24 protein-coding genes and 1 tRNA gene are annotated in these 25,944 nt (G+C 68.5%); 12 read left to right on the forward strand and 13 right to left on the reverse strand.

Annotated features, from left to right (window positions below; translation table 11 throughout):
• Positions 1-32: 32 nt before the first annotated feature.
• From fadD8 to QGN31_RS03290, 5 genes are all read right to left on the reverse strand, one after another.
• Positions 33-1,634, reverse strand: coding sequence for a fatty-acid--CoA ligase FadD8 (gene fadD8, locus QGN31_RS03270; RefSeq protein ID WP_014942951.1), 1,602 nt, complete (start codon positions 1,632-1,634; stop codon positions 33-35).
• An 88-nt stretch (positions 1,635-1,722) separates the two neighbouring features.
• Positions 1,723-2,538: a hypothetical protein gene (locus QGN31_RS03275; protein ID WP_225342356.1), complete on the reverse strand. Its 816-nt coding sequence runs from the start codon at positions 2,536-2,538 to the stop codon at positions 1,723-1,725.
• 133 nt (positions 2,539-2,671) lie between these two features.
• The gene (locus QGN31_RS03280; RefSeq protein WP_014942949.1) at positions 2,672-3,508 is read right to left on the reverse strand and encodes a hypothetical protein; all 837 of its coding nucleotides are present in this window, start codon (positions 3,506-3,508) and stop codon (positions 2,672-2,674) included.
• Between the two features lie 265 nt (positions 3,509-3,773).
• Positions 3,774-4,940, reverse strand: a complete 1,167-nt coding sequence (locus tag QGN31_RS03285) for a hypothetical protein (RefSeq protein WP_014942948.1) — start codon at positions 4,938-4,940, stop codon at positions 3,774-3,776.
• A 2-nt stretch (positions 4,941-4,942) separates the two neighbouring features.
• On the reverse strand, positions 4,943-5,242 hold the full coding sequence (locus QGN31_RS03290) for a hypothetical protein (RefSeq protein WP_225331002.1): 300 nt from the start codon (positions 5,240-5,242) through the stop codon (positions 4,943-4,945).
• 276 nt (positions 5,243-5,518) lie between these two features.
• On the opposite strand from QGN31_RS03290, the gene QGN31_RS03295 reads away from it, so the two are divergent.
• From QGN31_RS03295 to QGN31_RS03320, 6 genes are all read left to right on the forward strand, one after another.
• A complete protein-coding gene (locus QGN31_RS03295) occupies positions 5,519-7,123 on the forward strand; it encodes an amidohydrolase (protein ID WP_014942947.1) in 1,605 nt (534 codons plus the stop codon).
• Between the two features lie 50 nt (positions 7,124-7,173).
• Positions 7,174-8,091: an o-succinylbenzoate synthase gene (locus QGN31_RS03300; protein WP_373307938.1), complete on the forward strand. Its 918-nt coding sequence runs from the start codon at positions 7,174-7,176 to the stop codon at positions 8,089-8,091.
• Complete coding sequence (locus QGN31_RS03305) at positions 8,088-8,873, forward strand: alpha/beta fold hydrolase (protein WP_009951861.1); 786 nt, start codon at positions 8,088-8,090, stop codon at positions 8,871-8,873. Before QGN31_RS03300 ends, QGN31_RS03305 begins: the two co-directional genes overlap by 4 nt.
• A 140-nt stretch (positions 8,874-9,013) precedes the next feature.
• On the forward strand, positions 9,014-10,672 hold the full coding sequence (menD, locus tag QGN31_RS03310; protein ID WP_043955392.1) for a 2-succinyl-5-enolpyruvyl-6-hydroxy-3-cyclohexene-1-carboxylic-acid synthase: 1,659 nt from the start codon (positions 9,014-9,016) through the stop codon (positions 10,670-10,672).
• An 11-nt stretch (positions 10,673-10,683) separates the two neighbouring features.
• Positions 10,684-11,208: a DUF3592 domain-containing protein gene (locus QGN31_RS03315; protein WP_036389758.1), complete on the forward strand. Its 525-nt coding sequence runs from the start codon at positions 10,684-10,686 to the stop codon at positions 11,206-11,208.
• A 51-nt stretch (positions 11,209-11,259) separates the two neighbouring features.
• A complete protein-coding gene (locus QGN31_RS03320; protein WP_014942944.1) occupies positions 11,260-12,414 on the forward strand; it encodes a glycosyltransferase family 4 protein in 1,155 nt (384 codons plus the stop codon).
• Between the two features lie 8 nt (positions 12,415-12,422).
• Here QGN31_RS03320 and QGN31_RS03325 read toward each other — a convergent pair whose 3' ends face one another.
• Positions 12,423-13,247: an SDR family oxidoreductase gene (locus tag QGN31_RS03325; RefSeq protein ID WP_014942943.1), complete on the reverse strand. Its 825-nt coding sequence runs from the start codon at positions 13,245-13,247 to the stop codon at positions 12,423-12,425.
• 55 nt (positions 13,248-13,302) lie between these two features.
• On the opposite strand from QGN31_RS03325, the gene QGN31_RS03330 reads away from it, so the two are divergent.
• Positions 13,303-13,995, forward strand: coding sequence for a demethylmenaquinone methyltransferase (locus QGN31_RS03330; RefSeq protein ID WP_014712415.1), 693 nt, complete (start codon positions 13,303-13,305; stop codon positions 13,993-13,995).
• A gap of 7 nt (positions 13,996-14,002) precedes the next feature.
• Here the strand turns inward: QGN31_RS03330 and QGN31_RS03335 are convergent, their stop codons facing one another.
• Both QGN31_RS03335 and menJ read right to left on the reverse strand, forming a co-directional pair.
• Positions 14,003-14,416, reverse strand: coding sequence for a DUF732 domain-containing protein (locus tag QGN31_RS03335; protein WP_008261015.1), 414 nt, complete (start codon positions 14,414-14,416; stop codon positions 14,003-14,005).
• 110 nt (positions 14,417-14,526) lie between these two features.
• On the reverse strand, positions 14,527-15,765 hold the full coding sequence (menJ, locus tag QGN31_RS03340; RefSeq protein ID WP_036459730.1) for a menaquinone reductase: 1,239 nt from the start codon (positions 15,763-15,765) through the stop codon (positions 14,527-14,529).
• A 22-nt stretch (positions 15,766-15,787) separates the two neighbouring features.
• Between menJ and grcC1 the strand changes: the two genes are divergently transcribed.
• From grcC1 to QGN31_RS03355, 3 genes are all read left to right on the forward strand, one after another.
• The gene (gene grcC1 / locus QGN31_RS03345) at positions 15,788-16,804 is read left to right on the forward strand and encodes a nonaprenyl/(2E,6E)-farnesyl/geranylgeranyl diphosphat synthase (protein ID WP_008261013.1); all 1,017 of its coding nucleotides are present in this window, start codon (positions 15,788-15,790) and stop codon (positions 16,802-16,804) included.
• Between the two features lie 96 nt (positions 16,805-16,900).
• Positions 16,901-17,764, forward strand: a complete 864-nt coding sequence (gene htpX / locus QGN31_RS03350) for a zinc metalloprotease HtpX (RefSeq protein ID WP_008261012.1) — start codon at positions 16,901-16,903, stop codon at positions 17,762-17,764.
• 82 nt (positions 17,765-17,846) lie between these two features.
• Positions 17,847-18,107 carry a helix-turn-helix transcriptional regulator gene (locus QGN31_RS03355; protein WP_008261010.1) on the forward strand — a complete coding sequence of 87 codons (261 nt, stop codon included), beginning with the start codon at positions 17,847-17,849 and terminating at the stop codon, positions 18,105-18,107.
• A gap of 33 nt (positions 18,108-18,140) precedes the next feature.
• On the opposite strand, the gene QGN31_RS03360 is transcribed toward QGN31_RS03355, so the two are convergent.
• The 4 genes from QGN31_RS03360 to QGN31_RS03375 form a co-directional block, all read right to left on the reverse strand.
• Complete coding sequence (locus tag QGN31_RS03360; RefSeq protein WP_009951853.1) at positions 18,141-19,679, reverse strand: SulP family inorganic anion transporter; 1,539 nt, start codon at positions 19,677-19,679, stop codon at positions 18,141-18,143.
• 244 nt (positions 19,680-19,923) lie between these two features.
• Positions 19,924-20,949 (reverse strand): NAD(P)H-dependent glycerol-3-phosphate dehydrogenase, encoded by a 1,026-nt coding sequence (locus tag QGN31_RS03365; RefSeq protein WP_008261006.1) that lies wholly within the window; start codon positions 20,947-20,949, stop codon positions 19,924-19,926.
• A gap of 61 nt (positions 20,950-21,010) precedes the next feature.
• Positions 21,011-22,522 carry a flavin-containing monooxygenase gene (locus QGN31_RS03370; protein ID WP_009951851.1) on the reverse strand — a complete coding sequence of 504 codons (1,512 nt, stop codon included), beginning with the start codon at positions 22,520-22,522 and terminating at the stop codon, positions 21,011-21,013.
• A gap of 113 nt (positions 22,523-22,635) precedes the next feature.
• Positions 22,636-23,127, reverse strand: coding sequence for a YajQ family cyclic di-GMP-binding protein (locus tag QGN31_RS03375; protein WP_008261003.1), 492 nt, complete (start codon positions 23,125-23,127; stop codon positions 22,636-22,638).
• 69 nt (positions 23,128-23,196) lie between these two features.
• Between QGN31_RS03375 and QGN31_RS03380 the strand changes: the two genes are divergently transcribed.
• Together QGN31_RS03380 and QGN31_RS03385 are read left to right on the forward strand one after the other, a co-directional pair.
• A tRNA-Tyr gene (locus QGN31_RS03380) sits at positions 23,197-23,280 on the forward strand.
• Between the two features lie 252 nt (positions 23,281-23,532).
• Positions 23,533-23,742, forward strand: coding sequence for a hypothetical protein (locus tag QGN31_RS03385; RefSeq protein WP_009951849.1), 210 nt, complete (start codon positions 23,533-23,535; stop codon positions 23,740-23,742).
• Positions 23,743-23,839: 97 nt separating this feature from the next.
• Here the strand turns inward: QGN31_RS03385 and QGN31_RS03390 are convergent, their stop codons facing one another.
• A complete protein-coding gene (locus QGN31_RS03390) occupies positions 23,840-25,825 on the reverse strand; it encodes a molybdopterin-containing oxidoreductase family protein (RefSeq protein ID WP_009951848.1) in 1,986 nt (661 codons plus the stop codon).
• Positions 25,826-25,944 lie beyond the last annotated feature (119 nt).

Here is a 25,944-nt window from a genome sequence, read left to right on the forward strand (position 1 = left end):
GGGCCGGGCGCTCGGCGCAACCCGCGCAATGTTCAACCCACCGAGCGCTCGGCGCCCTCCCAGAACTGCGCGCGCACGGCCTTCTTGTCCGGCTTGCCCAGCCCGGTCAACGGCAGCGATTCGGCGATCACCACCCGCTTGGGTGACTGCACCGAGCCCTTGCGGTCCTTGACCGCGGCCTGGATCTCGGCGGTCATCTTCTCGATCGCGGCGTCGTCGCGGGGCGCGTCGGAGCGCAGCACCACCACCGCGGTGACGGCCTCGCCCCACCTCTCGTCCGGCGCGCCGACCACGCATACCTGGGCGATCGCCGGGTGCTCGGCGACGACGTCCTCGACCTCGCGGGGGAAGACGTTGAAGCCACCGGTGACGATCATGTCCTTGACCCGGTCGACGATGAAGTAGAAGCCGTCCTCGTCCTCGCGGGCCATGTCGCCGGTGTGCAGCCAGCCGTCTTTGAAAGTCTTCGCCGTCTCGTCGGGCAGGTTCCAGTACCCGCCGGCCAAAAGCGGTCCGCTGACACAGATTTCGCCGGGCTCGCCCTGGGGGACCGGCTTGCCGTCCTCGCCCAGCAGCGCCACCCGCGCGAACAGGGTCGGGCGTCCGCACGAGGTGAGCCGCTTCTCGTCGTGCTCGTTCTTGGCCAGGTAGGTGATGGCCATCGGCGCCTCGGACTGCCCGTAGTTCTGCGCGAAGATCTTGCCGAACCGGCGGATCGCCTCGGCCAGCCGAACCGGGTTGATCGCCGACGCGCCGTAATAGACGGTCTGCAGCGACGACAGGTCGCGGGTGTGCGAATCGGGGTGGTCCATCAGCGCGTACAGCATCGACGGCACCAGGAAGGTGGCCGTGATGCGTTTCTCCTCAATGGTTTTCAGCACATCTGCCGGGTCGAACTTGGGCAGCACGTGCATCTCGCCGCCCTTGATCAGGGTGGGCAGGAAATACGCCGCCCCCGCGTGGGACAGCGGGGTGATCATCAAGAACCGCGGATCCTCCGGCCACTCCCACTCCGAGAGCTGGATCTGGGTCATCGACGAGATCGACTGCGCGGTGCCCATCACGCCCTTGGGCTTGCCGGTGGTGCCGCCGGTGTAGGTCAGGCCGATGACCTGATCCGGCGGCAGGTCCGCGGCGACCAGCGGCTGCGGGTCGTACTGGGCCGCCTCGGCCGCCAGGTCGACCGCGACACCGTTCAACGCCTCGGGCACCGGCCCGATGGTCAGGATCTGCTTGAGCCCCGGCACCTTCTCCAGCAGGGCCAGCGCGCGCTCGACGAACATCGGGTTGGGGTCGATGATCAGCGAGCTGATGCCGGCGTCGTTGAGCACGTACGCGTGGTCGTCCAGCGAGCCCAGCGGGTGCAGGGCGGTGCGCCGATAGCCGCGGGTCTGGCCGGCGCCGATAATCAGCAGCACCTCGGGGCGGTTGAGCGACAGCAGTCCGACCGCCACACCGGTGCCCGCGCCGAGCGCCTCGAACGCCTGGATGTACTGACTGATCCGCTCGGCCATCTGACCACCGGTCAGCGTGGTGTCGCCGAGGAACAGCACCGGCTTGTTCTTGTGGCGCTTGAGGGCGCCCACGAGCAGGTGGCCGTTGTGGGTCGGGTTGCGCAGCAGCTCGTCACTCATGTGGCAAGACTAGAACGTGTTGCAATTTGGGTCAGCCGCACCCTCGAAGACCCCGGGACGCGATGACGGGAGTCGAACCGGCCGCGGCTCAGTCCAAGTTCATGTTCTCGTACCTATCAACGACTTCCCCAAGGGACTTGCTTGGATCGGCGCCCCGCTCCAGAGCGTTTTTTGCTGCCTCGAGATCTTCATCTTCCATTGCTAACCACAGGTCAATGTCTGCGTCCTCTACACCGGAAGCCTTGAGTTGACGCAGTCGTTTCCCCGCGGCACCTAGACCTGCTATAGCTTTTTGATCTGAGATAACGCTTTCCAGCGCTACTAGAAGAACGTCGTCCTGCCGTGAATTCGTTAGGGATGACAAGACATTCGGCATATTTTTGATCTCGCGCCGGATCTGTTTGATCGCCTTCTTGTCGAGAGCGCTTAAGGTGCGCTCAAGCTCGAGTGCCAGCATGCCGGCGGTTTGATTGTCTGATGGCTTCGTGACGGTCGTCGTTGCTAGGTTTGTAAGCTGCATGCGCAATACGCGCCATGAGGCTGCCACAGGATCATCCGGTGCACCGGCCGCTCCGACTCTTCCGGCGTAGAGAGAAAGTGCGAGACCACTCGTATTAGTCATAAACGCGCGCACGGTAGCCAGCTCCACGTCGATGGGGATCGGCGTCTTACGCTGCTCGCCCATCGCCATTGCACCTTTGACAGCTATCGACCGTAGAGCCGCGAGCAAGGTGGCGAGGTCCGTCAGCAGGGCTTGGGAAGCTTTGAAGCCGCTCCCGTTAACCTGGTAGCTAGTTCGGGCTGAGCTAACTGCCGACGCAATTGCGATCACGGCAGATGCAATGGAAATAGCTGTGGCGAGCATCATCCCGGCCCCTTCGTAGGCTGAGCTGAATCCAACCACGATATTTCACCCAACAACGACCATTTGTCTCCGGTTTCTAGTCGGCCGACCCAAAAGTAAGGGGATGAGGATTGCCAGTTCCTGTCTCGCGTCAGCACAAGAACAGATCCATCGCAATAACGAGGTCCCGGAGCTATGCCGGTGATTGCCAGGGGTAGACCACATCGACATATTCGTCCCGGGACACGACGAGGGTTTTGGTGGGCGTGGACATGTCGACGTAGAAGTGGCCACTGGTTGGACGACCTACGGTGCCCTCGTCGCTGAGAACAGCGAGGTCTGCAATGATCTCGGCCGCCTTTGCTTCGTCAAGCCGCCACACAACGTGGATAGGGCCGAGTTCGATATCGGCTGCGTCGGACTCAATATGGAACTCATGCGTAACTCCGTCATGCTCGAGTCGCGATGCCCCGTGCTGCTTGGCGTCACTGAGTGCGGCTTTGAGTTTGTCGACTCCGCCGCCGTCCAATGTCAATAAAACAGCGTCGTCGCCAAAATAAAATTCAGGAAGAAAGTTGACGCGAATGATGCTCATGGGTCTCCACTTACGGCCGGTATCCGCTGGTCCTGTTGCGATTGGGGTCGTTGACGACGAGCTAAGGGCTGGGCGCCGGCCAGTGGCGTATTTGCCTGTGCTTCGTGGGCTCGGCGCCGGGGCGCGGTCGATGCTGGCTAGCAGAGCGCGGTACAGATCGTCGGTGAGCTTCGCCGCCTCGCCACTTAGCGTGGGTTGCGCGTCGCTGCCGACCATCACCGCCTGCTCGATGAGCGCGCCGCCAGCAGCGGTATTGATCGCGTAGTACGTGTATTGGCTGTGCACCGTGCGCGCGCCGATATGTAGCAGGCCTGATGAACGCATAGCGATCACGCCATACCGCGGCGGCGTATCGATGTGGTGTGTGTGGATGGAATCGGCGCCGCTGTCGCGCAACGTGCGGTCGGCGTTGTCGAATACCAGTTTTTCGGGCACTGTGCCTGACACACGATAGAGATTTAGGACCTCGCAGCCATCCCAGTTGTCGCCACTACCGAGTCGCCTCAGGAGCATCCTCGTCACAGTGGGACCCTCGACCGCCCCAAGGTCCCATCCCTGTGGCACGGTGAGGTCGGGTAGCCACAGCGGCAGGTGTGCTGGGGGAACGAATGTCAGCCCGCCAGTGTGCTCGGCGAGCACTTCCGCAAGTGACGACACCCCGGCGGGGTCGAAGGGCCGGCGCGTCGTATCAGTTCGGTTCTCAGGCAAGAGCCAGCGCCCCCAATATCAGCAGCAGCAGACCCCCGCCGGCGACCACTGCGGTCTCGCCGCCCGCCGTTTGCAGGTCACCCGGGCCCGGTGCGGGCAGGTCAATGTGCGGCATCAAGCCCGGGCCTGGGGACGGGGAAGGTGCGGGTGGGGGAGTGGGCATGGTCGCACCAGGGAACGGTGCCAGTAGTGGGTTCTGTGGCGGTCCGGGCGCCCCGGCCGCCGCAGGGTTTTGAAGCCATGGCGGCAGCCCAGAGATGATCGGCGGAGCGCCACCGATGCGAGGGGGAAGACCATTGATGGGAATATTGTCCCAAGGAGAATTTGGGTTCGAATGGGGGTTGTAGTCCCAGTGCGGATTGTGCCATTTGTCGCCCGGGAAGTAGCGCCATTCTCCACCGTGCTCATCCCACAGACTTTGGCCGCCGACACTTCGTTCGCTGGGGCGGCTGGCCGGCCCTGGCGTCAGGGGACCATCGACCGGTGGATGAACGCCCTCGGGCGGTAACCCTCGGGCGGGAGGACCAGGCGGGGGCGGATCCGATTGGCCGTTGCCACCATCTCGTTTCCACGTGTGGTCGACAGCCTGGATATGGCCGTTGGGTGCCGGTCGAGAGGCGACAGGGGCGGTGCTTTGTGGGAAGGTATCGCGTATTCCGGCTATGGCGGCAGTGATTTTTCCGGCGACTTGTTGATCCAGGCTTACCAGTTGTGCGGCGCGCAGACGAATGTCGCTGGCGAAGGCTTGGGCTGCCGCTTGCCGCGCAGCCCTTTGGGCGACTGATCCGCCGGTCATGCAGTCGGTGACCGAAAGATCTTCGCGGACTCCGAATCCGGCTGTGCGAGCATCCTCGACGGCGTAGTGCACTCGGGAGCGGGCCGCATACAGATCCGATGCTCCATCGCGCGCGACGCGCGCGGCCGCCTGAAGCTGGTCGACTGATGCGTTGGTAGTTCGCAGGTCCGCATGCGTCGCGGAGCGCAGCTTCTCGGCGGCTTCACCGTGCCAATCCACTGCGAGCGCATCTCGCCAGATCTGGTGTGCCACACCATAGCTACGCTCGCCTACGTCCTCCCAGTGAGCGGCCGCATCGGTGAGATGGTCAGTGGGCCAAGCCAACAGCGTCGACAGGCCGGGCACCCCCACGACCGCTGCCATCGCTACACGCTGGTAACCGGGTGAGCCACCGCTGCGAGTTTGGCGGCCGAATCAGCTTCTGCGGTGAGGTAAGAGGTGTTGCCTTGGGCGACGCCGGTCACGTGTGCGCCCATTTGCGTGGCAAGCCCCGCGGTGAACGCGGTGACATCAATGTGGGCGGCGTTGACTGCGGCCGCGCTGGCCTGACACGGCAACCCCCGCGCCGCGGGAGCTACCGTCGCGTTTAGTCCTTCCACTGAAGAACCCCAGCGGGAGGCCATCGCCTGCAAACCCGCGGTATCAACACGCAACGTCTGCTGCACAGACGAGAGTGTAGGCACGTACGTCACGCGTCTGCCAGTCACTGCGGCCCGCCCCAGCAACTCGCCTTTCGATAGGGACCCAGAATAGAGATCGGCACACCCTCTATTGGTCAAAGTATTCGCGCATCCTCCGAACTCGGCCGTGAATGTCACAGCCACCGACCAATGCTGTCCATTTTGCGACAACGATTTGGCAACAGCAGGAACAACTCCGTTGCTTACTGCCGCCGGAGAACTCGTGCATAAAATGTCGCCCGGTCACTAGGATCGCTACGCATGGGGCAGGCAGATCTCGTCGTGACCGGAACCATCCTGACCGTCGACGAGGCCCGGCCCACCGCCGAGGCGCTCGCCGTGGCCGACGGCCGGATCGTCGCCGTCGGGACTCGTGCCGAGGTCGCCGACGCCATCGGCCCGGACACCCAGACCGTCGACGTCGGTGACGGCTGCGTCATGCCGGGATTCGTTGAGGCCCACGGCCATCCGCTGATGGAGGCGGTCGCCCTGTCGGACCGCCTCGTCGACATCCGCCCGGTCACCATGCGCAGCGCCGACGACGTCGTCGCCGCGGTGCGTTCCGAGGTCGCGCGGCGCGGATCCGACGGCGCCTACCTCAACGGCTGGGATCCGCTGCTGCAGAACGGACTTCCGGAGCCGACGCTGAACTGGCTCGACGGCATCGCGCCCGACACCCCGCTGGTGATCATGCACAATTCCGGGCACAAGGCGTACTTCAACTCGCGCGCCGCCCAGCTGCACGGCCTCGACCGCGACACCCCCGACCCCAAGGGCGCCAAGTACGGCCGCGACGCCGACGGCGAACTCGACGGCACCGCCGAGGAGACCGGCGCGGTGTTCCCGCTGCTGGGCGGGGTCATCGACTTCGCCGACTATCCGCGGATGCTGCTCGCCGAATGCGCCCGGCTCAACCGCGCCGGGCTGACCACCTGCTCGGAGATGGCCTTCGACCCCGGCTTTCGGCCGCTGGTAGAAGGGCTGCGCTCCCAGCTGACGGTCCGGCTGCGGACCTACGAGATCTCCAACCCGCAAATGTCCACCGACGCCACACCCGGGCAGGGCGACGACATCCTGCGCCAGGTCGGCATCAAGATCTGGGTCGACGGCTCGCCCTGGATCGGCAACATCGACCTCTCGTTCCCGTACCTGGACACCGAGGCCACCCGCATCATCGGCGTCGCGCCCGGGTCCTGCGGCTGCGCCAACTACACGAAAGAGCAGCTGCACGAGATCGTCGGCGCCTACTTCCCGCTCGGTTGGCCGATGGCCTGCCACGTGCAGGGCGACGCCGGCGTCGACACCATCCTCGACGTCTACGAGGACGTCCTCAGGCGCCATCCGCGCGACGACCACCGGCTGCGGCTCGAACACGTCGGAGCCATCCGGCCCGAGCAGCTGCGGCGCGCCCACGAGCTCGGCGTCACCTGCAGCATCTTCGTCGACCAGATCCACTACTGGGGCGACGTCATCGTCGACGGGCTGTTCGGCGAGGAGCGCGGAACCCGTTGGATGCCAGCGGGATCCGCGGTGGCCACCGGGATGCGGATCTCGCTGCACAACGATCCGCCGGTCACGCCCGAGGAGCCGCTGCGCAACATCAGCGTGGCGGTGACCCGCACGGCGCCCAGCGGCCGGGTGCTCGGACCCGAGGAGCGGCTGACGGTCGAGCAGGCGATCCGCGCCCAGACCATCGACGCCGCCTGGCAGCTGTTCTCCGACGACGTGATCGGCTCGCTGGAGGTCGGCAAGTACGCCGATCTCGTGGTGCTCTCGGCCGACCCGCGCACCGTGTCCCCCGAGCAGATCGCCGACCTCGACGTGCGGGCGACCTATCTGGCGGGCCGCCAGGTCTACAGCGCGTGACGCCGCCCCTCGAGGACCTGCTGGACCGCCTGCACGTGGTGGCGCTGCCCATGCGGGTGCGGTTCCGCGGCATCACCACCCGCGAGGTCGCGCTGATCGAGGGCCCGGCCGGCTGGGGGGAGTTCGGGGCTTTCGTCGAATACCAGCCACCCGAGGCCGCGCACTGGCTGGCCTGCGGCATCGAGGCCGCCTACCGGCAGCCGCCGCCGGTCCGCCGGGACCGCATCCCGATCAACGCCACGGTGCCGGCCGTGCCCGCCGCCCAGGTGGGCGAGGTCCTGGCCCGCTTTCCCGGCGCGGGGACGGCCAAGGTGAAGGTCGCCGAGCCCGGCCAGACGCTGGCCGACGACGTCGCCCGGGTCAATGCGGTGCGCGACCTGGTGCCGACCGTGCGGGTGGACGCCAACGGCGGCTGGAGCGTCGAGCAGGCGGTCGAGGCGGCCGCGGCGTTGACCGCCGACGGCCCGCTGGAGTACCTCGAACAACCCTGCGCGACGGTCGGCGAACTCGCCGAGCTGCGGCGCCGCGTCGACGTGCCGATCGCCGCCGACGAAAGCATCCGCAAGGCCGAGGACCCGCTGGCCGTGGTCCGCGCCGGGGCGGCCGACATCGCGGTGCTCAAAGTCGCCCCGCTGGGCGGGATTTCGGCCATGCTCGCCATCGCCGACCAGATCGACATCCCCGTCGTGGTCTCCAGCGCGCTGGACTCGGCGGTCGGGATCGGCACCGGGCTGACCGCGGCGGCGGCACTGCCGCGGCTTCGGCACGCCTGCGGGCTGGGCACCGGCGGGCTGTTCGTGGACGACGTGGCCGAGACCGCCCCGCCCGTCGACGGGCACCTGGCCGTGGGGCCGGTGACGCCGGATCCGGCGCGGCTGGCCGCGCTGGCGGCACCACCCGAGCGTCGGCAGTGGTGGATCGACCGGGTCAAGGCGTGCCATCGGTTGCTTGTACCGTCGTCCGGGTGATCAACCTGGCTTACGACGACCGCGGCTCCGGTGAGCCCGTGGTCTTTATCGCCGGCCACGGCGGCGCCGGACGGACCTGGCACCCCTATCAAGTCCCCGCGTTCCTGGCGGCCGGATACCGCGTCATCACCTTCGACAATCGCGGGATCGGCGCCACGGAGAACGCCGACGGCTTCTCGACGCAAACGATGGTCGCCGACACCGTGGCGCTGATCGAGGGGCTGAACGCCGCCCCCGCCCGCATCGTCGGAATGTCGATGGGCGCCTTCATCACCCAGGAACTCATGCTCGCCCGGCCGGATCTGGTCAGCGCGGCGGTCCTGATGGGCACCCGCGGCCGCATGGACCGTGCGCGGCAGTTCTTTCGCGACGCCGAGGCCGAGCTGGCCGACGCCGGCGTCACGCTGCCGGCCGCCTACGAGGCGAAAATCCGCCTGCTGGAAAACTTTTCCCGCAAGACGCTCAACGACGACACCGCGGTCGCCGACTGGATCGCGATGTTTTCCACCTGGCCGGTCAAGCCCACCCCGGGCATGCGCGCCCAGCTGGACGTCGCGCCCTACACCAGCCGGTTGTCGGCGTACCGCAGCATCGCGACGCCGGTGCTGGTGATCGGCTTCTCCGACGACGTCCTGACGCCGCCGTATCTGGGCCGGGAGGTCGCCGATGCGCTGCCCAACGGCCGCTACATGCAGATCCCTGACACCGGGCATCTCGGGTTCTTCGAGCGGCCCGACGCCGTCAACGCCGCCATGCTCAAGTTCTTCGCCGAGCCGCGCTAGGCGCCCGGCCGAGCCGACGTAGGCGCCCTCGCCGAGCCGAGGTAGGCGCCGAGCGTCGACTTGTGGGGCGAAATCGCGGCGATTTGCCCCAACAACTCCACGCTCGACGTGTGCTAAGCGGGCTGTGACACCCTGTAGGAGTGAACCCCTCGACGACCCAGGCTCGCGTGGTCGTTGACGAGCTGATTCGCGGCGGCGTCCGCGACGTGGTGTTGTGCCCGGGTTCGCGGAACGCGCCGCTCGCCTTCGCGCTGCAGGACGCCGACCGGTCGGGCCGGATCCGGCTGCACGTCCGCATTGACGAACGCACCGCCGGCTACCTGGCCATCGGCCTGGCGATCGCAGCCGGCGCGCCGGTGTGCGTCGCCATGACGTCCGGCACGGCCGTGGCCAACCTGGGCCCCGCCGTGGTGGAGGCCAACTACGCGCGGGTGCCGCTGATCGTGCTGTCGGCCAACCGGCCCTACGAGCTCCTGGGCACCGGGGCCAACCAGACCATGGAGCAGCTGGGCTACTTCGGCACCCAGGTCCGGGCCGCCATCAGCCTGGGGCTCGCCGAGGACGCCCCCGAGCGGCTGGACGCGCACAACGCCACCTGGCGCTCGGCCACCTGCCGGGTGCTGGCGGCCGCCACCGGATCGCGCACCGCCAACGCGGGACCCGTCCAGTTCGACATCCCGCTGCGCGAACCCCTGGTGCCGGATCCCGAACCCCGCGGCGCGGTGCTCCCGCCGGGCCGCCCGGGCGGCCGGCCATGGACCTACACCCCGCCGGTCACCTTCGACCAGCCGCTGGAGATCGACCTGACGCCCGACACGGTCGTCATCGCCGGCCACGGCGCCGGCACCCATCCCGCCCTCGCACAGCTGCCCACCGTGGCCGAACCGACTTCATTTTCTGGCCAGCCCCCTCCTAACCCGCTGCACCCCCTGGCGCTGCCGTTGCTGCGGCCCAAGCAGGTGATCATGCTCGGCCGCCCGACCCTGCACCGCCCGGTGTCGGCGCTGCTGGCCGACCCCAAGGTGCCGGTGTTCGCGCTGACCACCGGCCCCCGCTGGCCCGACGTCTCGGGAAACTCGCAGGCCACCGGCACGCGAGCGGTCACCACCGGGGCGCCGAACCCGGCGTGGCTGCACCGGTGCGCCGAGACGAACCGGCACGCGAACGACGCGGTGCGGGGCCAGCTCGCGGCGCACCCGCTGACCACCGGTTTGCACGTCGCGGCGGCGGTGGCCGACGCGCTGCGGCCCGGCGACCAGCTGGTGCTCGGCGCGTCCAACCCGGTCCGCGACGCGGCGCTGGTCGGCCTGGACACCCACGGCATCCGGGTGCGCTCCAACCGCGGGGTCGCCGGGATCGACGGCACCGTGTCCACCGCGATCGGGGCGGCACTCGCCCACGAACGCGTGGGCAACCCGGACAACCCGGCGCGGACCGTCGCGCTGATCGGCGATCTGACCTTCGTGCACGACAGCTCCGGGCTGCTGATCGGCCCCACCGAACCCACCCCGCGCCGCCTGACCATCGTGGTCTCCAACGACAACGGCGGCGGCATCTTCGAACTGCTCGAGCAGGGCGACCCCCGGTTCTCCGACGTGTCGTCGCGGATCTTCGGAACCCCGCACGACGTCGACGTGGGGGCGCTGTGCCGCGCGTATCACGTGGAGAGCCGCCAGATCGAGGTCGACGAATTGCACGCCGCCCTCGACGATCCCGGCCCCGGGATGCGGGTGCTGGAAGTCAAGGCGGACCGCTCCTCGTTGCGGCAGCTGCACGCCGCCATCAAGGCGGCGCTGTGAGGCGCGCATAGATGGCGAGATCCCCAAAGGTTCTGCTGCACTTACTGATTCACGGACGCAGCGACGAACCTCCGAAAACGCCTGCCAGGATCGCGTTGCGATGGGCCCGGATCGCGGTGCTGATCGTCGCCGGCCTGGTCACGCTGCAGTCGGTGCTGCTGGTGGCCGGCGCGTGGCGCAACGACCTTGCGATCACCCACAACATGGGCGTCGCGCAGGCGGAGGTGCTCAGCGCCGGGCCGCGCCGCTCCACCATCGAATTCGTCACCCCCGAGCGGGTCACCTACCGCCCCGAACTCGGGGTGCTCTACCCGTCCCACCTGGCCACCGGGATGCGAATCTACGTCGAGTACAACAAGAACGACCCGAACCTGGTCCGCGTGCAGCACCGCAACGCGGGGCTGGCGATCATCCCGGCGGGGTCCATCGCGGTGGTGGCCTGGCTCGGGGCGGCGGCGCTGCTGGTGGCGCTGGCGCTGCTGGACAAGTGGCTGGACCGCCGCGCCGAAACCGCCGAACCTGCAAATTTCGCGTGACGGACGCCCGTTGGCAACCTTGTCGACAGGCGGCGCTGAGACGGTGATGGGGTGCGCGTTGCCATCGTCGCGGAATCTTTCCTGCCGGAAGTCAACGGTGTCAGCAACTCGGTGATCCGGGTGCTCGAGCACCTGCGCCGCACCGGCCACGAGGCCCTCGTCATCGCCCCCGACACGCCACCCGGCGAACCGCCGGCGGAGCGCATTCACGACGGCATCCGCGTGCACCGGGTGCCCGCACGAATGTTCCCGAAGGTGACCACGCTGCCGCTCGGCGTGCCGACGCCCCGGCTGGTGAGCGTCCTGCGCGGATTCGACCCGCACGTCGTGCATTTGGCGTCGCCGGCGCTGCTGGGGTATGGCGGGGTGCGCGCGGCGCGGTGGTTGGGGGTGCCGACGGTCGCGGTGTATCAGACCGACGTCCCGGGTTTCGCGGCCAGCTACGGCATCCCGATGACGGCACGGGCCGCGTGGGCCTGGTTCCGGCACCTGCACGGCCTCGCCGACCGCACGCTGGCGCCGTCCACGGTGACGATGGAAGCGCTTGTCGCCCACCGTTTTCCACGGGTGCACCGGTGGGCGCGCGGCGTCGACGTGCTGCGGTTCGCGCCGTCGGCGCGCGACGAGGCGCTGCGGCGGAGGTGGTCACCGCACGGCAAGCCCATCGTCGGGTTCGTGGGCCGGCTCGCGCCGGAAAAACACGTCGAGCGGCTCGCCGGGCTGGCCGCCGGCGGCTCGGTGCAGCTCGTCATCGTGGGTGACGGCGTCGACCGCGACAAACTGCAATCGGCAATGCCGACAGCGGTTTTCACGGGTGCGCTCTACGGCGACGAGCTCGCCGCGGCGTACGCCAGCATGGACGTGTTCGTGCACCCCGGTGAGCACGAGACGTTTTGTCAGGTCGTGCAGGAAGCGCTGGCGTCGGGGTTGCCGGTCATAGCCCCCGACGCCGGCGGCCCCCGTGACCTCGTCACCCCGTGGCGTACCGGTCTGCTGTTGGGGGTCAACGAGTTCGAGGCCCGGCTGCCCGAGGCCGTCGCGCACCTGCTCGCCGAACGGGCGCGCTACGCGCCGGCCGCGCGGCGCAGCGTCGTCGGCCGCAGCTGGTCGGTGATCTGCGACGAGCTGCTCGGCCACTACGAGGCGGTGCTGTCGCCGTTCGAGCGGCGCCGGCTGTCCGCCAGGCGCTACGCGCAGGGGGAGTGACGGCGCGATCAGCCCTGCGCCAGCTCGGCGACGGGCTGCCATTCCTCCCAGGTGCGGAGCCGGCTCTCGTAGTCGGCCTTCGCGGTCTCCAGCGGGGACGAGCCGAAAAAGACTCGCAGCGGCGGCTTTTCGGCGTCGACCACCTTCAGTAGCGCGGCCGCCGAGGCGGACGGGTCGCCCGGGCTGGCCCAGCGCCGGCTGCGTTCGGCCTCGACGGCCGCGCGGAGGTCGTCGTAGGCCGGCAGCCGCTCGGCGTGCCTGGCCGAGGCGCCGGCCCAGTCGGTGTCGAAGCCGCCCGGCTCGATCAGGGTGACGTGCACACCGAACGGGGCGACCTCCTGGGCCAGCGCCTGGGAAAAGCCTTCCAGCGCCCATTTCGACGCGTGGTAGATGCCGACCAACGGGAACGCGGTGATGCCCCCGATCGAGGACACCTGGATGATGTGGCCGCTGCGCTGCTCGCGCAGGTACGGCAGCGCGGCCTGGGTGATCCACAGTGCGCCAAAGACATTGGTCTCGATCTGGTCGCGGGCGTCTCGCTCGGAGAGTTCCTCGACGAACCCGAACTGCCCGTAACCGGCGTTATTCACCACGATGTCGAGGCGGCCGAAGTGGTCGTGCGCCCGCTTGACGGCCGCGAAGTCCGCGGCGCGGTCGGTCACGTCCAATTCGATCGGCAACAGCGCGTCGCCGTGCTTGCGCACCAGATCGTCCAGCGACGCCGTATCGCGCGCGGTGGCGGCGACCCTGTCGCCCCGCTCGAGTGCCGCGATCGCCCACGCCCGTCCGAAACCGCGCGATGTACCGGTGATGAACCACACTTTGTCAGTCACGCAGAGTTGCAACGCTGCTGTCGCCGCGGAATTCCCTGGGGGTACCGTCCGTGTGGTGAGCCGCGCCGAGTTGGACAAGGACCCCCGCGACGTCGCGTCGATGTTCGACGGCGTCGCCCGGCGCTATGACCTGACCAACACCGTGCTCTCGATGGGCCAGGACCGCCACTGGCGCAAGGCCACCCGGGCGGCGCTGGAGATCGGGCCGGGCCAGCGGGTGCTGGACCTCGCCGCGGGCACCGCGGTATCGACCGTCGAGCTGAAGAAATCCGGGGCGTGGTGTGTGGCCGCCGATTTCTCGGTGGGCATGCTGGCGGCGGGGGCGGCGCGCCACGTGCCGAAGGTTGCCGGCGACGCCACCAGGCTGCCGTTCGCCGACGACGTATTCGATGCCGTCACAATCAGTTTCGGGCTACGCAACGTCGTCGACACCCAGGCCGCGCTGCGCGAGATGGCGCGCGTCACCCGCCCGGGCGGCCGATTGGTGGTGTGCGAGTTCTCCACCCCCACCAACGGCCTGTTCGCCACCGTCTACAAGGAGTACCTGATGCGCGCGCTGCCGCGGGTGGCGCGCGCGGTGTCCAGCAACCCCGAGGCCTACGTGTACCTGGCGGAGTCGATCCGGGCGTGGCCCGATCAGGAGGGGTTGGCGCAGCAGCTCACCCAGGCCGGCTGGGTGGGAGTGCGGTGGCGCAACCTGACGGGTGGCATCGTCGCCCTACACGCCGGGCACCTGCCCCCGCGCTGAGACGGACTTAGTGGTTGCCGGCCGCTTGGACGACGTCGATGTGCTCCGGGCAGTAGTGGTCGACCGCCGCGCCCAGGAACTGCAGCGACTGGCCCTCGGTGGTGCCGCGCGGCAGGTTGCGCTGGATGAACGTCGCGGACTGGTGGGCGTCGTGGTCGACGCCGTGGTCGATCCGGTCGCAGGTGATCTTGCCCAGCCAGGCCAGTTGGTCCTGCGGCTGGTAGATGCCGAACCCGTTGACCGTGTTCTTGAACGGCGCGTCGTAGTCGCTGGGCGGCGACGGCGTCCGCGGGGTCGGGTACGGCGCCGTCGGCGGCGGGTCCGCCTGGGCGGGCGCGGAGAGCGGCGCCGGCGCGGCCAGCGCGAAAGCAGCAACAGCAGCGGCAGCGGCACCGATAGTAGCCAGCATCGTTCCCTTCATTAGCTGGACTATACACGCCCGGTTCCGGCCGCGCCGACAAACGGCGGGCGCCGATCGTGCGTCCCGGCAGGGTCGCCGCGCCCTCCGACCAGCGGCGATGCGGCCGCGGCTCAGCTGAACGGGGTGCGGCGGTCGATCAGCCGGGACAGCCGGCCACCGCCCCGCCAGGCGCGCGCGACCCAGTCCGCGTCCTCGTCGGTGACCAGGTTGGCCATCACCCGCACGGCGATGGTCATCAGCGTCGTCGAGCGCATCGCGATCGGCCCGGTCGCGGGCAGGAATCGCTGAAAGGTCAGTAGCAGCGCCAGCCGGCGCGCCACCGAGAAGCCGCGACCGTAGTGCTCCCGCAGCAGCGACGGCCACGCCTGCGACAGGTCGCGGCCGTCCAGCAACTCGGCGGCCAGCCGGCCCGTCTCCAGCCCGTAGTCGATGCCTTCGCCGTTGAGCGGGTTCACGCACGCCGCGGCGTCGCCGATCAGCATCCAGTTGGGCCCGGCGACCCCGGACACCGCGCCGCCCATCGGCAGCAGCGCCGACGACACCGCCCGGGGCGGGCCGACAAAGCCCCACTCGTCGCGGCGCAGGTCGGTGTAGTGGTCGATCAGCGGCCGCAGCGCCAGCTCGGCGGGTCGTTTCGATGTCGACAGCGCCCCGACGCCGATGTTCACCTCGCCGTTGCCGAGCGGAAAAATCCAGCCGTAGCCGGGCAGCACTGTGTCCTTGGAGCCGTCGGGTCCGCGTAGCTCGAGATGCGAGGTCAGCCAGGGGTCGTCGGCGCGCGGCGTGCTCAGGTACCCGCGGGCCGCCACGCCGTACACCGTCTCCTGGTGCCAGCGCCGGCCCAGCTTGCGCCCCAGCGACGAACGGGCGCCGTCGGCCACGATCAACTGCCGGCACCCGACTTCGGTGCCGTCGGCCAAGGTCAACGATGTCACCCGTCCCGATGAGTCATGTTGCACGCCAACGGCTTTGGTGCCCAGCAGCATCCGCGCTCCGGAATCCTCGGCGACTTTGCGGATCCGGTCGTCCAGCTCGACGCGGGCCACCGCGCTGCCGGTCGACGGGAAGGACGGGCCGGGCCAGTCCACCTCCACCTCGCCGCCGAACCCGCTCATCCGCAGCCCGCGGTGCCGGATGCGGGCGTCCAGCCAGTCCCCGAGCCCCAGGCGTTCGCACTCGGCGACCGCGCGCGGGGTCAGCCCGTCACCGCAGGCCTTGTCGCGGGGGAAGCTCGCCGAATCGATAACCAGGACCTCGCGGCCTGCGCGCGCGGCCCACGCCGCCGCCGCCGAACCGGCGGGTCCGGCGCCCACCACCACCACGTGGGCTCGGGTCGCTCCCGTGTTCATGCACACCAGTATGTTTGGTCCCGTGAATACTCCGGCGACGGTGGTGGCGGGCGTTGATCTCGGCGACGCGGCCTTCGCGGCGACGGTGCGCGACGGTGTCGGGCGGATCGAGCAGCTCATGGACACCGAACTGCGCAGCGCCGACGAGATCATGACCGAGTCGCTGACCCACCTGTTCAAGGCCGGCGGCAAGCGGTTCCGGCCGCTGTTCACCGTGCTGTCGGCGCAGCTGGGGCCCAATCCCGACGCCGCGGACGTGACGATCGCCGGCGCCGTGATCGAGCTGGTGCACCTGGCCACGCTGTATCACGACGACGTGATGGACGAGGCCGAGGTGCGCCGCGGCACGCCCACCGCCAACGTGCGCTGGGGCAACAACGTCGCGATCCTGGCTGGGGACTATCTGTTCGCCACCGCCTCGCGGCTGGTGTCCCGGCTGGGGCCCGAGGCGGTGCGGCTGATCGCCGAGACATTCGCCCAGCTGGTGACCGGGCAGATGCGCGAGACCCGCGGCCTGACGGGGGCGGCCGAGGGGGCGGACCCGATCGAGCACTACCTGAAGGTGGTCTACGAGAAGACCGCGTGCCTGATCGCCGCGGCGGGCCGCTTCGGCGCGATGTTCTCGGGCGCCGACGCCGACCAGGTGGAGCGGCTGAGCCGCCTCGGCGGCATCGTGGGCACCGCCTTCCAGATCTCCGACGACATCATCGACATCGACAGCGACTCCCGCGAGTCCGGCAAGCTGCCCGGCACCGACGTGCGCGAGGGCGTGCACACCTTGCCGATGGTCTACGCGCTGCGCGAACCCGGCCCCGACGCGGCGCGGCTGCGCGAGCTGCTGGTCGGGCCCATCGACGACGACGAGACGGTGGCCGAGGCGCTGGCGCTGCTGCGGGCGTCGGAGGGCATGGCCAAGGCCAAGCGGTCGCTGCAGGATTATGCGGCGCAGGCACACCAGGAGCTGGCGCTGCTGCCCGACGTGCCCGGCCGGCACGCGCTGCAGACGCTGGTCGACTACACCATCAGCCGGCACGGCTAGCGCGTCACGGAACTCCTTCGGCCGTCTCGGGCGTTCAATAGTCGACAATGAACGAGTGTTCCGGAGTGTGCTCCGGAATGTCCTAGGAGGACACCGATGACCTGGCATCCGCATGCCAACAGGTTCAAGACGTTTGCCCTCTTGGTCGGCATGTCCGCGTTGATCGTGTTTGTGGGCTCGTTGTTCGGCAAGACCGCGATGTTTCTCGCGGTGCTGTTCGCCATCGGCATGAACGTCTACACCTACTACAACAGCGACAAGCTGGCGCTGCGGGCGATGCATGCGCAGCCGGTTTCCGAGCTCCAGGCGCCGGCGATGTACCGGATCGTCCGGGAGCTGGCCACCGCCGCGCACCAGCCGATGCCCCGGCTGTACATCAGCGACACCAACGCGCCCAACGCGTTCGCGACCGGCCGCAATCCGCGCAACGCCGCGGTGTGTTGCACCACCGGCATTTTGGGCATCCTCACCGAACGCGAGCTGCGCGCCGTGCTGGGACACGAGCTGTCGCATGTCTACAACCGCGACATCCTGATCTCCTGCATCGCCGGTGCGATGGCGTCGGTGATCACCGCGTTGGCCAACATGGCGATGTTCGCCGGCATGTTCGGCGGCAACAGCCGCGACGGCGAGAATCCCTTTGCGCTGCTGCTGGTTTCGTTGCTCGGCCCGATCGCGGCGACGGTCGTGCGCCTCGCGGTGTCCCGGTCGCGGGAATACCAGGCGGACGAATCGGGCGCGGTGTTGACCGGGGACCCGCTGGCCCTGGCGTCGGCCCTGCGCAAGATCTCCGGTGGGGTCCAGGCGGCCCCGCTCCCGCCCGAGCCCCAGCTGGCCAGCCAGGCACACCTGATGATCGCCAGCCCATTTCGAGCCGGCGAGCGGATCGGGTCGCTCTTCTCGACGCACCCGCCGATCGAGGACCGCATCCGCCGCCTCGAGCAGATGGCCGGGCGGTAGGAAACGGCGGTAAAACGCCGCGTGCACACTGGCCGAACCGCACGTAACATCGGAGTTAGCTGTAGTCCTAGGCTTTCCATTGATGGAAGCGGTGATGGCGATGTCGCACTCTGACTCGATCGATATTCACGAAGCCGGGCTGGCGCTGAATCTGCCCGATTTGGTCTTCGAGACCCGTGCCGGTGCCGGGATGAACCAGGAACAACTGGCGCACGCACTGGGCACCACCCGCGAGGCCGTGGCCGCGTGGGAGAGCGGGGACGAGGTGCCGCGCGTCGACGTGCTGCAGCGCCTGGCGCAGGTGTGCGGCAAGCGGCTGCACATCAGGATCGACGTCGACTGAGCGCGCGGCGCGCTATAAGCGCGGGGCGCGCAATTACGCTGCGGCCCCGGGCGCCTGGGCCTCGACCAGCGGTTCGTCCGCGGCGCGGTGACCCGTCTCCATCACACCCCGGATTTCGACGGTCCCGCCTGTCGCCTCGTGCTGCCGCTGCCAGTCGGTAATCGTTTGGTGCGCAGCGTGATCGAGGTAATGGACCGAGATCGCCACCGTCACCGTCGCGCCCCGCGGAACCGACGTCAGCATCCGCGTCAGCCTCGGGAGCGCCAGGAAGGTGCAGGCCGCGCCCTCGATCGTCACCCGCCATTCGTCGCCAACCGGCTCCGCCTCGATCTTGGCCCGGATCACTCGCCATCCGGTCAGCGCGATGGCCAGTGCGAGGCCGATCAGCACGCCGTGCAGCAGATTGAGGAAGATGACGCTGACGGCGGTCACCACGTACACGGCGAGATCGCCGTGCTTCATTGCGGTTTCGATGTGCGCCGGCTTGAGCAGCTGGACGCCGATGACGATCAGCAGACCGGCCAGCGCGGCGGTGGGGATCTGCTCGACCAGTCCGGCGAACGGAATGGTGAACAGCAGGATCCAGACGCCGTGCATGATCGCCGACGCCCGGGATTTGGCGCCCGCGTTGACATTTGTGGAGCTGCGGACGATGACCCCGGTGATCGGCAGCCCGCCGACGGTCCCCGAGATGATGTTGGCGGCGCCCTGTCCCACCAGCTCCCGGTTGAAGTCGGTGCGTGGCCCGTTGTGCATCCGGTCGACCGACACCGCCGACAGCAGGCTCTCGACGCTGGCAATGAGCGCGACGGTGATCACCCCGACGGTGAACGCGCCCCAGTTGCCGTGGGGAAGGTCGGGCAGCCTCAGCGCGTCCAGCGGTGACCCCTCGAGGTCGATCCGGCGCACGTGAAACGGGAAGACGACCGAGAGCGCGGTGACCGCCACGATCGCGACCAGGGGACCCGGTACCCGGCGAGCCTTGGCGGGCACCCACCGCCAGGCGACCATGATGACGATCACCAGGACGCCCAGGATGACCCCCGGCCGGTGCGCACCGACGACCTGCCCGGGCAGGCCGATCAGGTTGTGCCAGGCGGTGCTCTTGGATTTTCCGCCCAGCAACACGTGCGCCTGCTGCAGGGCGATCGTGATGCCGATGCCGGCCAGCATGGCGTGCACGACGACCGGTGAAATCGCCAGGGCGGCGCGCGCCACGCGGCTCAGCCCCAACAGCACCTGCAGGGTCCCGGCGGCGACGGTGATCAAACACGTGATGCCCCAACCGAACTCGGAAACCAGCCCGGCGACGATGACGGTCAGCCCGGCCGCGGGGCCGCTGACTTGCAGCGGGGAGCCCCCCACGCTGCCGACGACGATGCCCCCGACGATCGCGGCGATCAGGCCGGCGAGCACCGGGGCGCCCGAGGCGATCGCGATTCCCAGCGACAGGGGGAGCGCGACCAAAAAGACCACCAGCGAGGAGGGCAGGTCGTGCCGGATGATGCCGCGCAGCCGGTCGGCGCGTGACGCGGTGGGGAGCCGATCGCCCGCCCGTTCAATGTCTTGCATCGGTCACGTCCCTCGTTGGGAGTTTGCGGGGGATGTTCCGATATCCGCCCTTCTTGCGGCCAGTTACATCTTCGTAACGGGTTGGCGTGCAGCGGATTACATCCGGACGACGAGCAGGATCGCAACCGGAAAATCACTGACTACCTGGTCTGACGGTATTTTGCTGGCAAACCGGGGTCAAGCGGACGTGAGCGGCCCATAGAGAACGCAAAGATTTGAATTTGGCCAGCCCGCGACGCCCAGGTCAGAAGCCCGCGCCGTGCACCTCGTGGCCGGGCACCTCGGCGATCAGGCCGCGGTAGGCCTCCTCGACGGACGAGCCGTGGTTGATCACGGCGTCGACCTCACGGGCGATGGGCATGGTGAGGCCGAATTCGTTGGCAAACTCCATGATCACGCTGGCGGCCTTGACCCCCTCGGCGACCTGGTTCATCGAGGCGATGATCTCGTCGATCGGTTTGCCCGCCCCCAGTTGTTCACCGACGTGACGGTTGCGGCTGCGCTGGCTGGTACACGTGACGATCAGGTCGCCCAGCCCGGCCAGCCCCGGGAAGGTGTCCGGGTCCCCACCCACCGCGACGCCCAGCTTCGTCATTTCCCGCAGCGCGCGGGCGATGACCAGCGCTCGGGTGTTTTCGCCGATGCCCAGCGAGTACCCCATGCCGACGGCGATGGCGAACACGTTCTTCAAAGCCCCGGCCATTTCGGCCCCGATGACGTCGTCGGTGGTGTACACGCGGAAGCGCCTGGTGCGGAACAGCCCGGACAGCCGCGTCGCCAGATGCTGGTCGGGCATGGCCAGCACCGCGGCGGCGGCGTAACCCTCGGCGACCTCGCGCGCGATGTTCGGACCGGCCAGGATGCCCGCGGGGTGCCCGGGCAGCACCTCCTCGACGATTTGGGACATGCGCATGTTGGTGCCCTGCTCGAGGCCCTTGACCAGGGACACCACCGGCACCCACGGCCGCAGCTCCCGGGCCAGCTCGGTGAGCACCCCGCGGAAGCCGTGCGAGGGCACGCCCATGACCACGACGTCGGCGGAGTTCGCCGCCTCGGCGAAGTCGGTGGTGGCGCGCAGGGTGTCGCTCAGCTCGACGTCGTTGCCGAGGTAGCGACTGTTGCGGTGGTTGTCGTTGATGTCGCGGGCGGTCTCCTCGGAGCGCACCCATTGCAGCGTCGGCCCGCGGCGCGCGCAGATTGAGGCCACGGTGGTGCCCCAGCTGCCGCCACCGAGGACAACGACTTTGGGTTCGCGCTTCTCAGATGCCATGGCGATCAGCGTATTGCCGACATCTGAGATTTGGGAGTAGTTCACGAACTCCCGTGCGTGGCTATCCGGCCAGCGCGGTGCGGTCGGCGGTCCGGCCGAACACCATTGCCTCCTCGATGCGGTCGAAGCGGTAGTCGATGGCGTCGGCGAGATAGTTCTGCCGCACGTTCCACGGCCGCTTGGTGCCGGACTTAGGCAGCGCGTGCACCGAGCGCAACACGTAGCCGGCGTTGATGTCCCACGACGGCTTCTCGGTCATCGGCTCGTTGCCGCGGTGCGGGGCGGCGCGCGTGTAGCCGTGAGAGGCCATGTGCTCCATGAGTTTTGCCGTCGCCCGGGCGGTGATGTCGGCCCGCAGCGTCCACGACGCGTTGGTGTAGCCCACACACCAGAACAGGTTCGGCACGTCTTCGAGCATGTGCGCCTTGTAGACGAACCGGTCGCTGGTCTTGATCTCGTTGCCGTCCAGGCTGATCGTGGCCCCGCCCAGCGCCTGCAGCTGCAGGCCGGTGGCGGTGACGATGACGTCGGCGTCGAGGTGCCCGCCGGACTTGAGTGCGATGCCGGTCGCGTCGAAATGGTCGATGTGGTCGGTGACCACGTCGGCGCGCCCGGCGCTGATGGCCTCGTACAGGTCGGCGTCGGGGATCAGGCACATCCGCTGGTCCCAGGGGTTGTACCGCGGCTTGAAGTGGGTGTCGACGTCGTATCCGGCCGGCAGGCTGTTGATCGCCTTGCGCCGCAGCAGCCACCGCACGAACCCCGGCGCCTTGCGGGACAACGCGAAGAACACCGCCTCGGTCAGGGCGCTGTACATGCGGACGACCAGATGAGCGGGCTTGCGGGGCAGCAGTTTTCGCGCGACGGCGGCGACCGTGCCGTACTTGGACGCCGAGATGAGATAGGTGGGCGAGCGCTGCAGCATGGTCACTTTCGCGGCGCGGTCCGACAGCGACGGCAGCAGCGTCACCGCGGTCGCGCCGCTGCCGATCACCACGACCTTCTTGCCGGCGTAATCCAGGTCCTCGGGCCAGTGCTGGGGGTGCACCACCGTGCCCTGGAACTCCTCGATGCCCGGGAAGTCGGGGGTGTAGCCCTCGTCGTAGTTGTAGTAGCCGCTGCCGAAGAACAGGAAGCGGCCGCGGTAGAGCCTGCGCTCCCCGCCCTGTTCGACGGTGACCGTCCAGGTGTCGGTCGCGGAGTCCCAGTCCGCCGAGCGCACGTAGCTGTCGAACCGGATGTGGCGGTCGATGCCGTACTTGCGCGCGGTGGCGGCCAGGTACTCGCGGATGTGCACGCCGTCGGCCACGCCCTCTTCGCGGGTCCACGGCTCGAACGGGAAGGACAGCGTGAAGATGCTGCTGTCGGAGCGCACCCCGGGGTAGCGGAACAGGTCCCACGTCCCGCCGATCTGCGCGCGCCGCTCCAGGACGGTGTAGGTCAGCTGGGGATTGCGTTCGGTGATCCGGTAGGCGGCGTCAATGCCGGAGATGCCGGCGCCGACGATGATGACGTCGAAGTAGTCGGCCTCGGTCGCGCCGTGGCCGGCGGCCTCCTGGGGCGTCACGGTCATCGTGAACCTCGCTCAAATTGTGGGACTCGTCACTAGCCTAGAGACCCACCGGTTGGTCGGGCTAGGAAGTCGCGAAACCGCGCGGGCCGCACCGTCGCGCTCGCGACCGGCGATCACCGGTAGTTGACGAACTGCAGCGCCACGTCCAGGTCGGCCTGCTTCAGCAGCGCTTGGACGGCCTGCAGGTCGTCGCGCTTTTTGCTGGTGACCCGGATCTCGTCGCCCTGGATCTGGGTCTTGACGGACTTGGGGCCGTCGTCGCGGATCAGCTTGGTGATCTTCTTGGCGTTCTCGCTGCTGATGCCCTGCTTGAGCGAGCCGCTGACCTTGTAGGTCTTGCCGGAGGCCTGGGGCTCGCCGGCGTCGAAGGCCTTCATGGAGATGTCCCGGCGGATCAGCTTCTCCTTGAAGACGTCGACGGCCGCCTTGACGCGTTCCTCGGTGGACGACGTCAGCTCGATAGCCTCGTCGCCCTTCCAGGCGATCGTGGTGTCGGTGCCGCGGAAGTCGAACCGCGTGGCCAGCTCCTTTGCGGCCTGGTTGAGCGCGTTGTCGACCTCCTGGCGATCCACTTTGCTGACGATGTCGAACGATGAGTCCGCCATGCATTCCGTCCCTTCATCCGGTGATAGGCGTTTGTGCTTTGTCTACTCGCTCGTTGTAACCTGTCTGGCGGCAGGTTGCCCGAGCGGCCAATGGGAGCGGACTGTAAATCCGTCGCGAAAGCTTCACAGGTTCGAATCCTGTACCTGCCACCACAGTTTTTGGTAGGCCCGCGCGCCGTCGCACACCGCGAATTTCGGTTTGCCGGGGCGCACTCGTGTGGCGCTCCGCGCGGTCGTTCCGCCCGCCGCGATTCCCGGTCGCCCGGGCGGCCGACCAGGGGCCGGCGGCGACGTTGTGCGACACGTGCGCAATTTCTACAAATTGGTTGTAAAAATTTGCGCCACGGCGGTGTGGCGGGCCCCGGGGCGGGTATCGCTGTGAGAGCGCGATTTGTAGGGGGCGACATGTCTATCAGTCCCGCCACACTCTCAATACTCCGCGAGTGCCGCACGGCACTGGCGACGGCGCGCGAATCGGCCCTCGCCGCGCAGGCCGGGCTGGCCGGCGTCCGCAAGGCCCGCGCCGCCGAGCTGGCCGAGAAGATCGCCGATGCCATCGCCTTCGCCGACCGGCTCTGCTTCGTCGTCCAATGCGACCTGCGCGCCGGGCAGTGACCTTCGAGCGTCAACGCCAAGCCAGGCACCCTCCCGGTTCGACTCCTCCAACCCATCGACCGGGAGGGTGTCTTCTGCCCAACCAGGACAGCGTGTTTCAGGCCGGATGCAGGCTGACGGGCACCCCCGAGTAGCGCACCATGCCGGTCACCACGTCGATGTCGTCCTTGTTGGTCAGGCGGTTGACGTTGGCCGCGTGGTGGCCGTGCGGGATCGACACCGCACCGCGCCGAATGGAGTCGTCGACCTTGGCGATGCCGGTCAGTTCGCCGTTCGCGCTGCGCACCGTCACCTTCTGCCCGTCGGCGACACCCGCGGCGGCGCCGTCCTCGGGGTGGATGAGAACCTCGGGGGCTTCACCGAGAAAATCCAGCTGCCCGTTGAGCTTTCGGCGCTGCCGGCGCGGCACCAGCACCAGCGGCGCGGGCGGTTTCAGGCCCGCGAGTTGGTCCACCAGCAGCGGCGGCGCCAGCCGCCAGCCGCCCATCCGCGCGACGTGCTCGTCGACCCAGGCCGCGGGCAGCTCGCGCGGGGCCTCGGCCCAACCCACCGCCGCCACCTCGTCGAATCCCGTTCGGGCGCCGGCCAACAGGACGGCGAGCACGTCGTCGTCGGTGCTGGTGTCGGGATCGCCGAGATTGCCGAGCTCGTAGCCGAGCCGGCGGCCGAGTTCGGCGAACACCCACCACATCGAGCGGCGTTCGCCGACCGGCTCGACGACGGCCGGGCTGTATTGCACGGACACATGCGAACTCAGGATGTCGTGGATGGTGATGTCGGGGCGTTCCAGCGGGTCCTTGGTGGGCAGGACGTGGGTGGCCAGCTCGGTGGTCTCGTTGTTGATGATCTCGGTGGTCGCGAACACCTCGAGGCTCTGTAGGGCCGGAATCAGCTTGCCGGTCTCGGGGAACGAGGTGACCAGGCTGCCGCCGACGTTGATCAGGGCGCGGATGTTGCCCGCGGCGATCTCGTCGGGCAGCGCCGCGCAGGGCCACTCGTTGATGAACGCCTGCGCCTCGGGGCGGCTGCGCGGTCCCGGACCGAAGGATCCCTCGATCGGCGTGACGGGCAAAAACTCGCCGAAAGTCTCGAGCTGGTAGGCGAATCCGGGGTGAAACCACGTCCCGCCGGGCCGGTTCATCGCGCCGGTGAGGATCATCAGCACCCAGGCGAGCCACTGCGTGACGTTGGCGCGCTCGGCGGTCATCGTGACGCCGGTGCCGGTTTCGACCGCGACGCACTTGGCGGCCCGCACGCCCGCAAACAACCGGGCCAGGTCGGCCTCGGCGACATCGGCCAGCTTCGCGGTGTGCTCGAGCGTGAACGGCTCGACCGCACGCGCCAGCTCGTCGATGCCCTGCACGGGAACGTCGGATTTCATTCCGTCGCGCAGGATCTCGCGCACCAGGTAGGCGAGGACGGCGTGGTCGGTGCTGGGCCGCGGCGCCAGATGGGCGGTGGCCAGCCGGGCGGTCTCGGTGCGACGGGGATCGATCACCCACACCTGCCCGCGCCGCGCGATCTCGCGCACCGTGCCGGTCGGATTGGGCATCGAGATCGCATGTCCATGCGAGACAACGGGATTGACGCCGACGAGCATCAGGAAGTCGGCGTTGTCCAGGTCGGTCCGGCCCGATAGCCCCATGAATCCGCCGACCAGATCCGAGACCAAAGGCTTGGCGGTGCCGTCGATGGTCAGGGGGCTGAACTTGGCCGGTGTGCCAATCGCGGCGTGCAGCGCCTCGGCCATGCGGAAGCCGGCGCTTTCCATGGTGGAGAAGTAGAACGCGACCGATTGCGGCCCGTGCCGGTCGATGATGTCCTTCAGCCGCGTGCCCAGGTCGTCGAGGCAGGCGTCCCATGTGGTGTCGCGCAGGCGGCCGTCCGCCCGCATCCTCGGGCGTTCGAGCCGGTCGGGGTGGTGGTGCAGTTGCGGCAGGGCGCGGCCCTTCGGGCAGGTGTAACCGCGGGAGAAGGGATGCTCCTGATCGCCGCGAACGCGGAGCACCTCGTCACCCTCGACGTCGACGAGGATGCCGCAGACGGAGGTGCAGACGCGGCAGAAGCTACGCACCGTTTGCATACTTGGGCAACGTACTCTCGCAATTCGAGAACGCCTATCGCATTTTAGAGAATGGCGGCACATTTTCGGCCAATGGCGCTCTCCGGCAAACGCCCGTGGTTAGGCGGCCCCTAGTTAGG

Source organism: Mycobacterium sp. 2-64 (assembly GCF_035918375.1).
In the GTDB taxonomy this organism is placed as follows: domain Bacteria; phylum Actinomycetota; class Actinomycetes; order Mycobacteriales; family Mycobacteriaceae; genus Mycobacterium; species Mycobacterium intracellulare.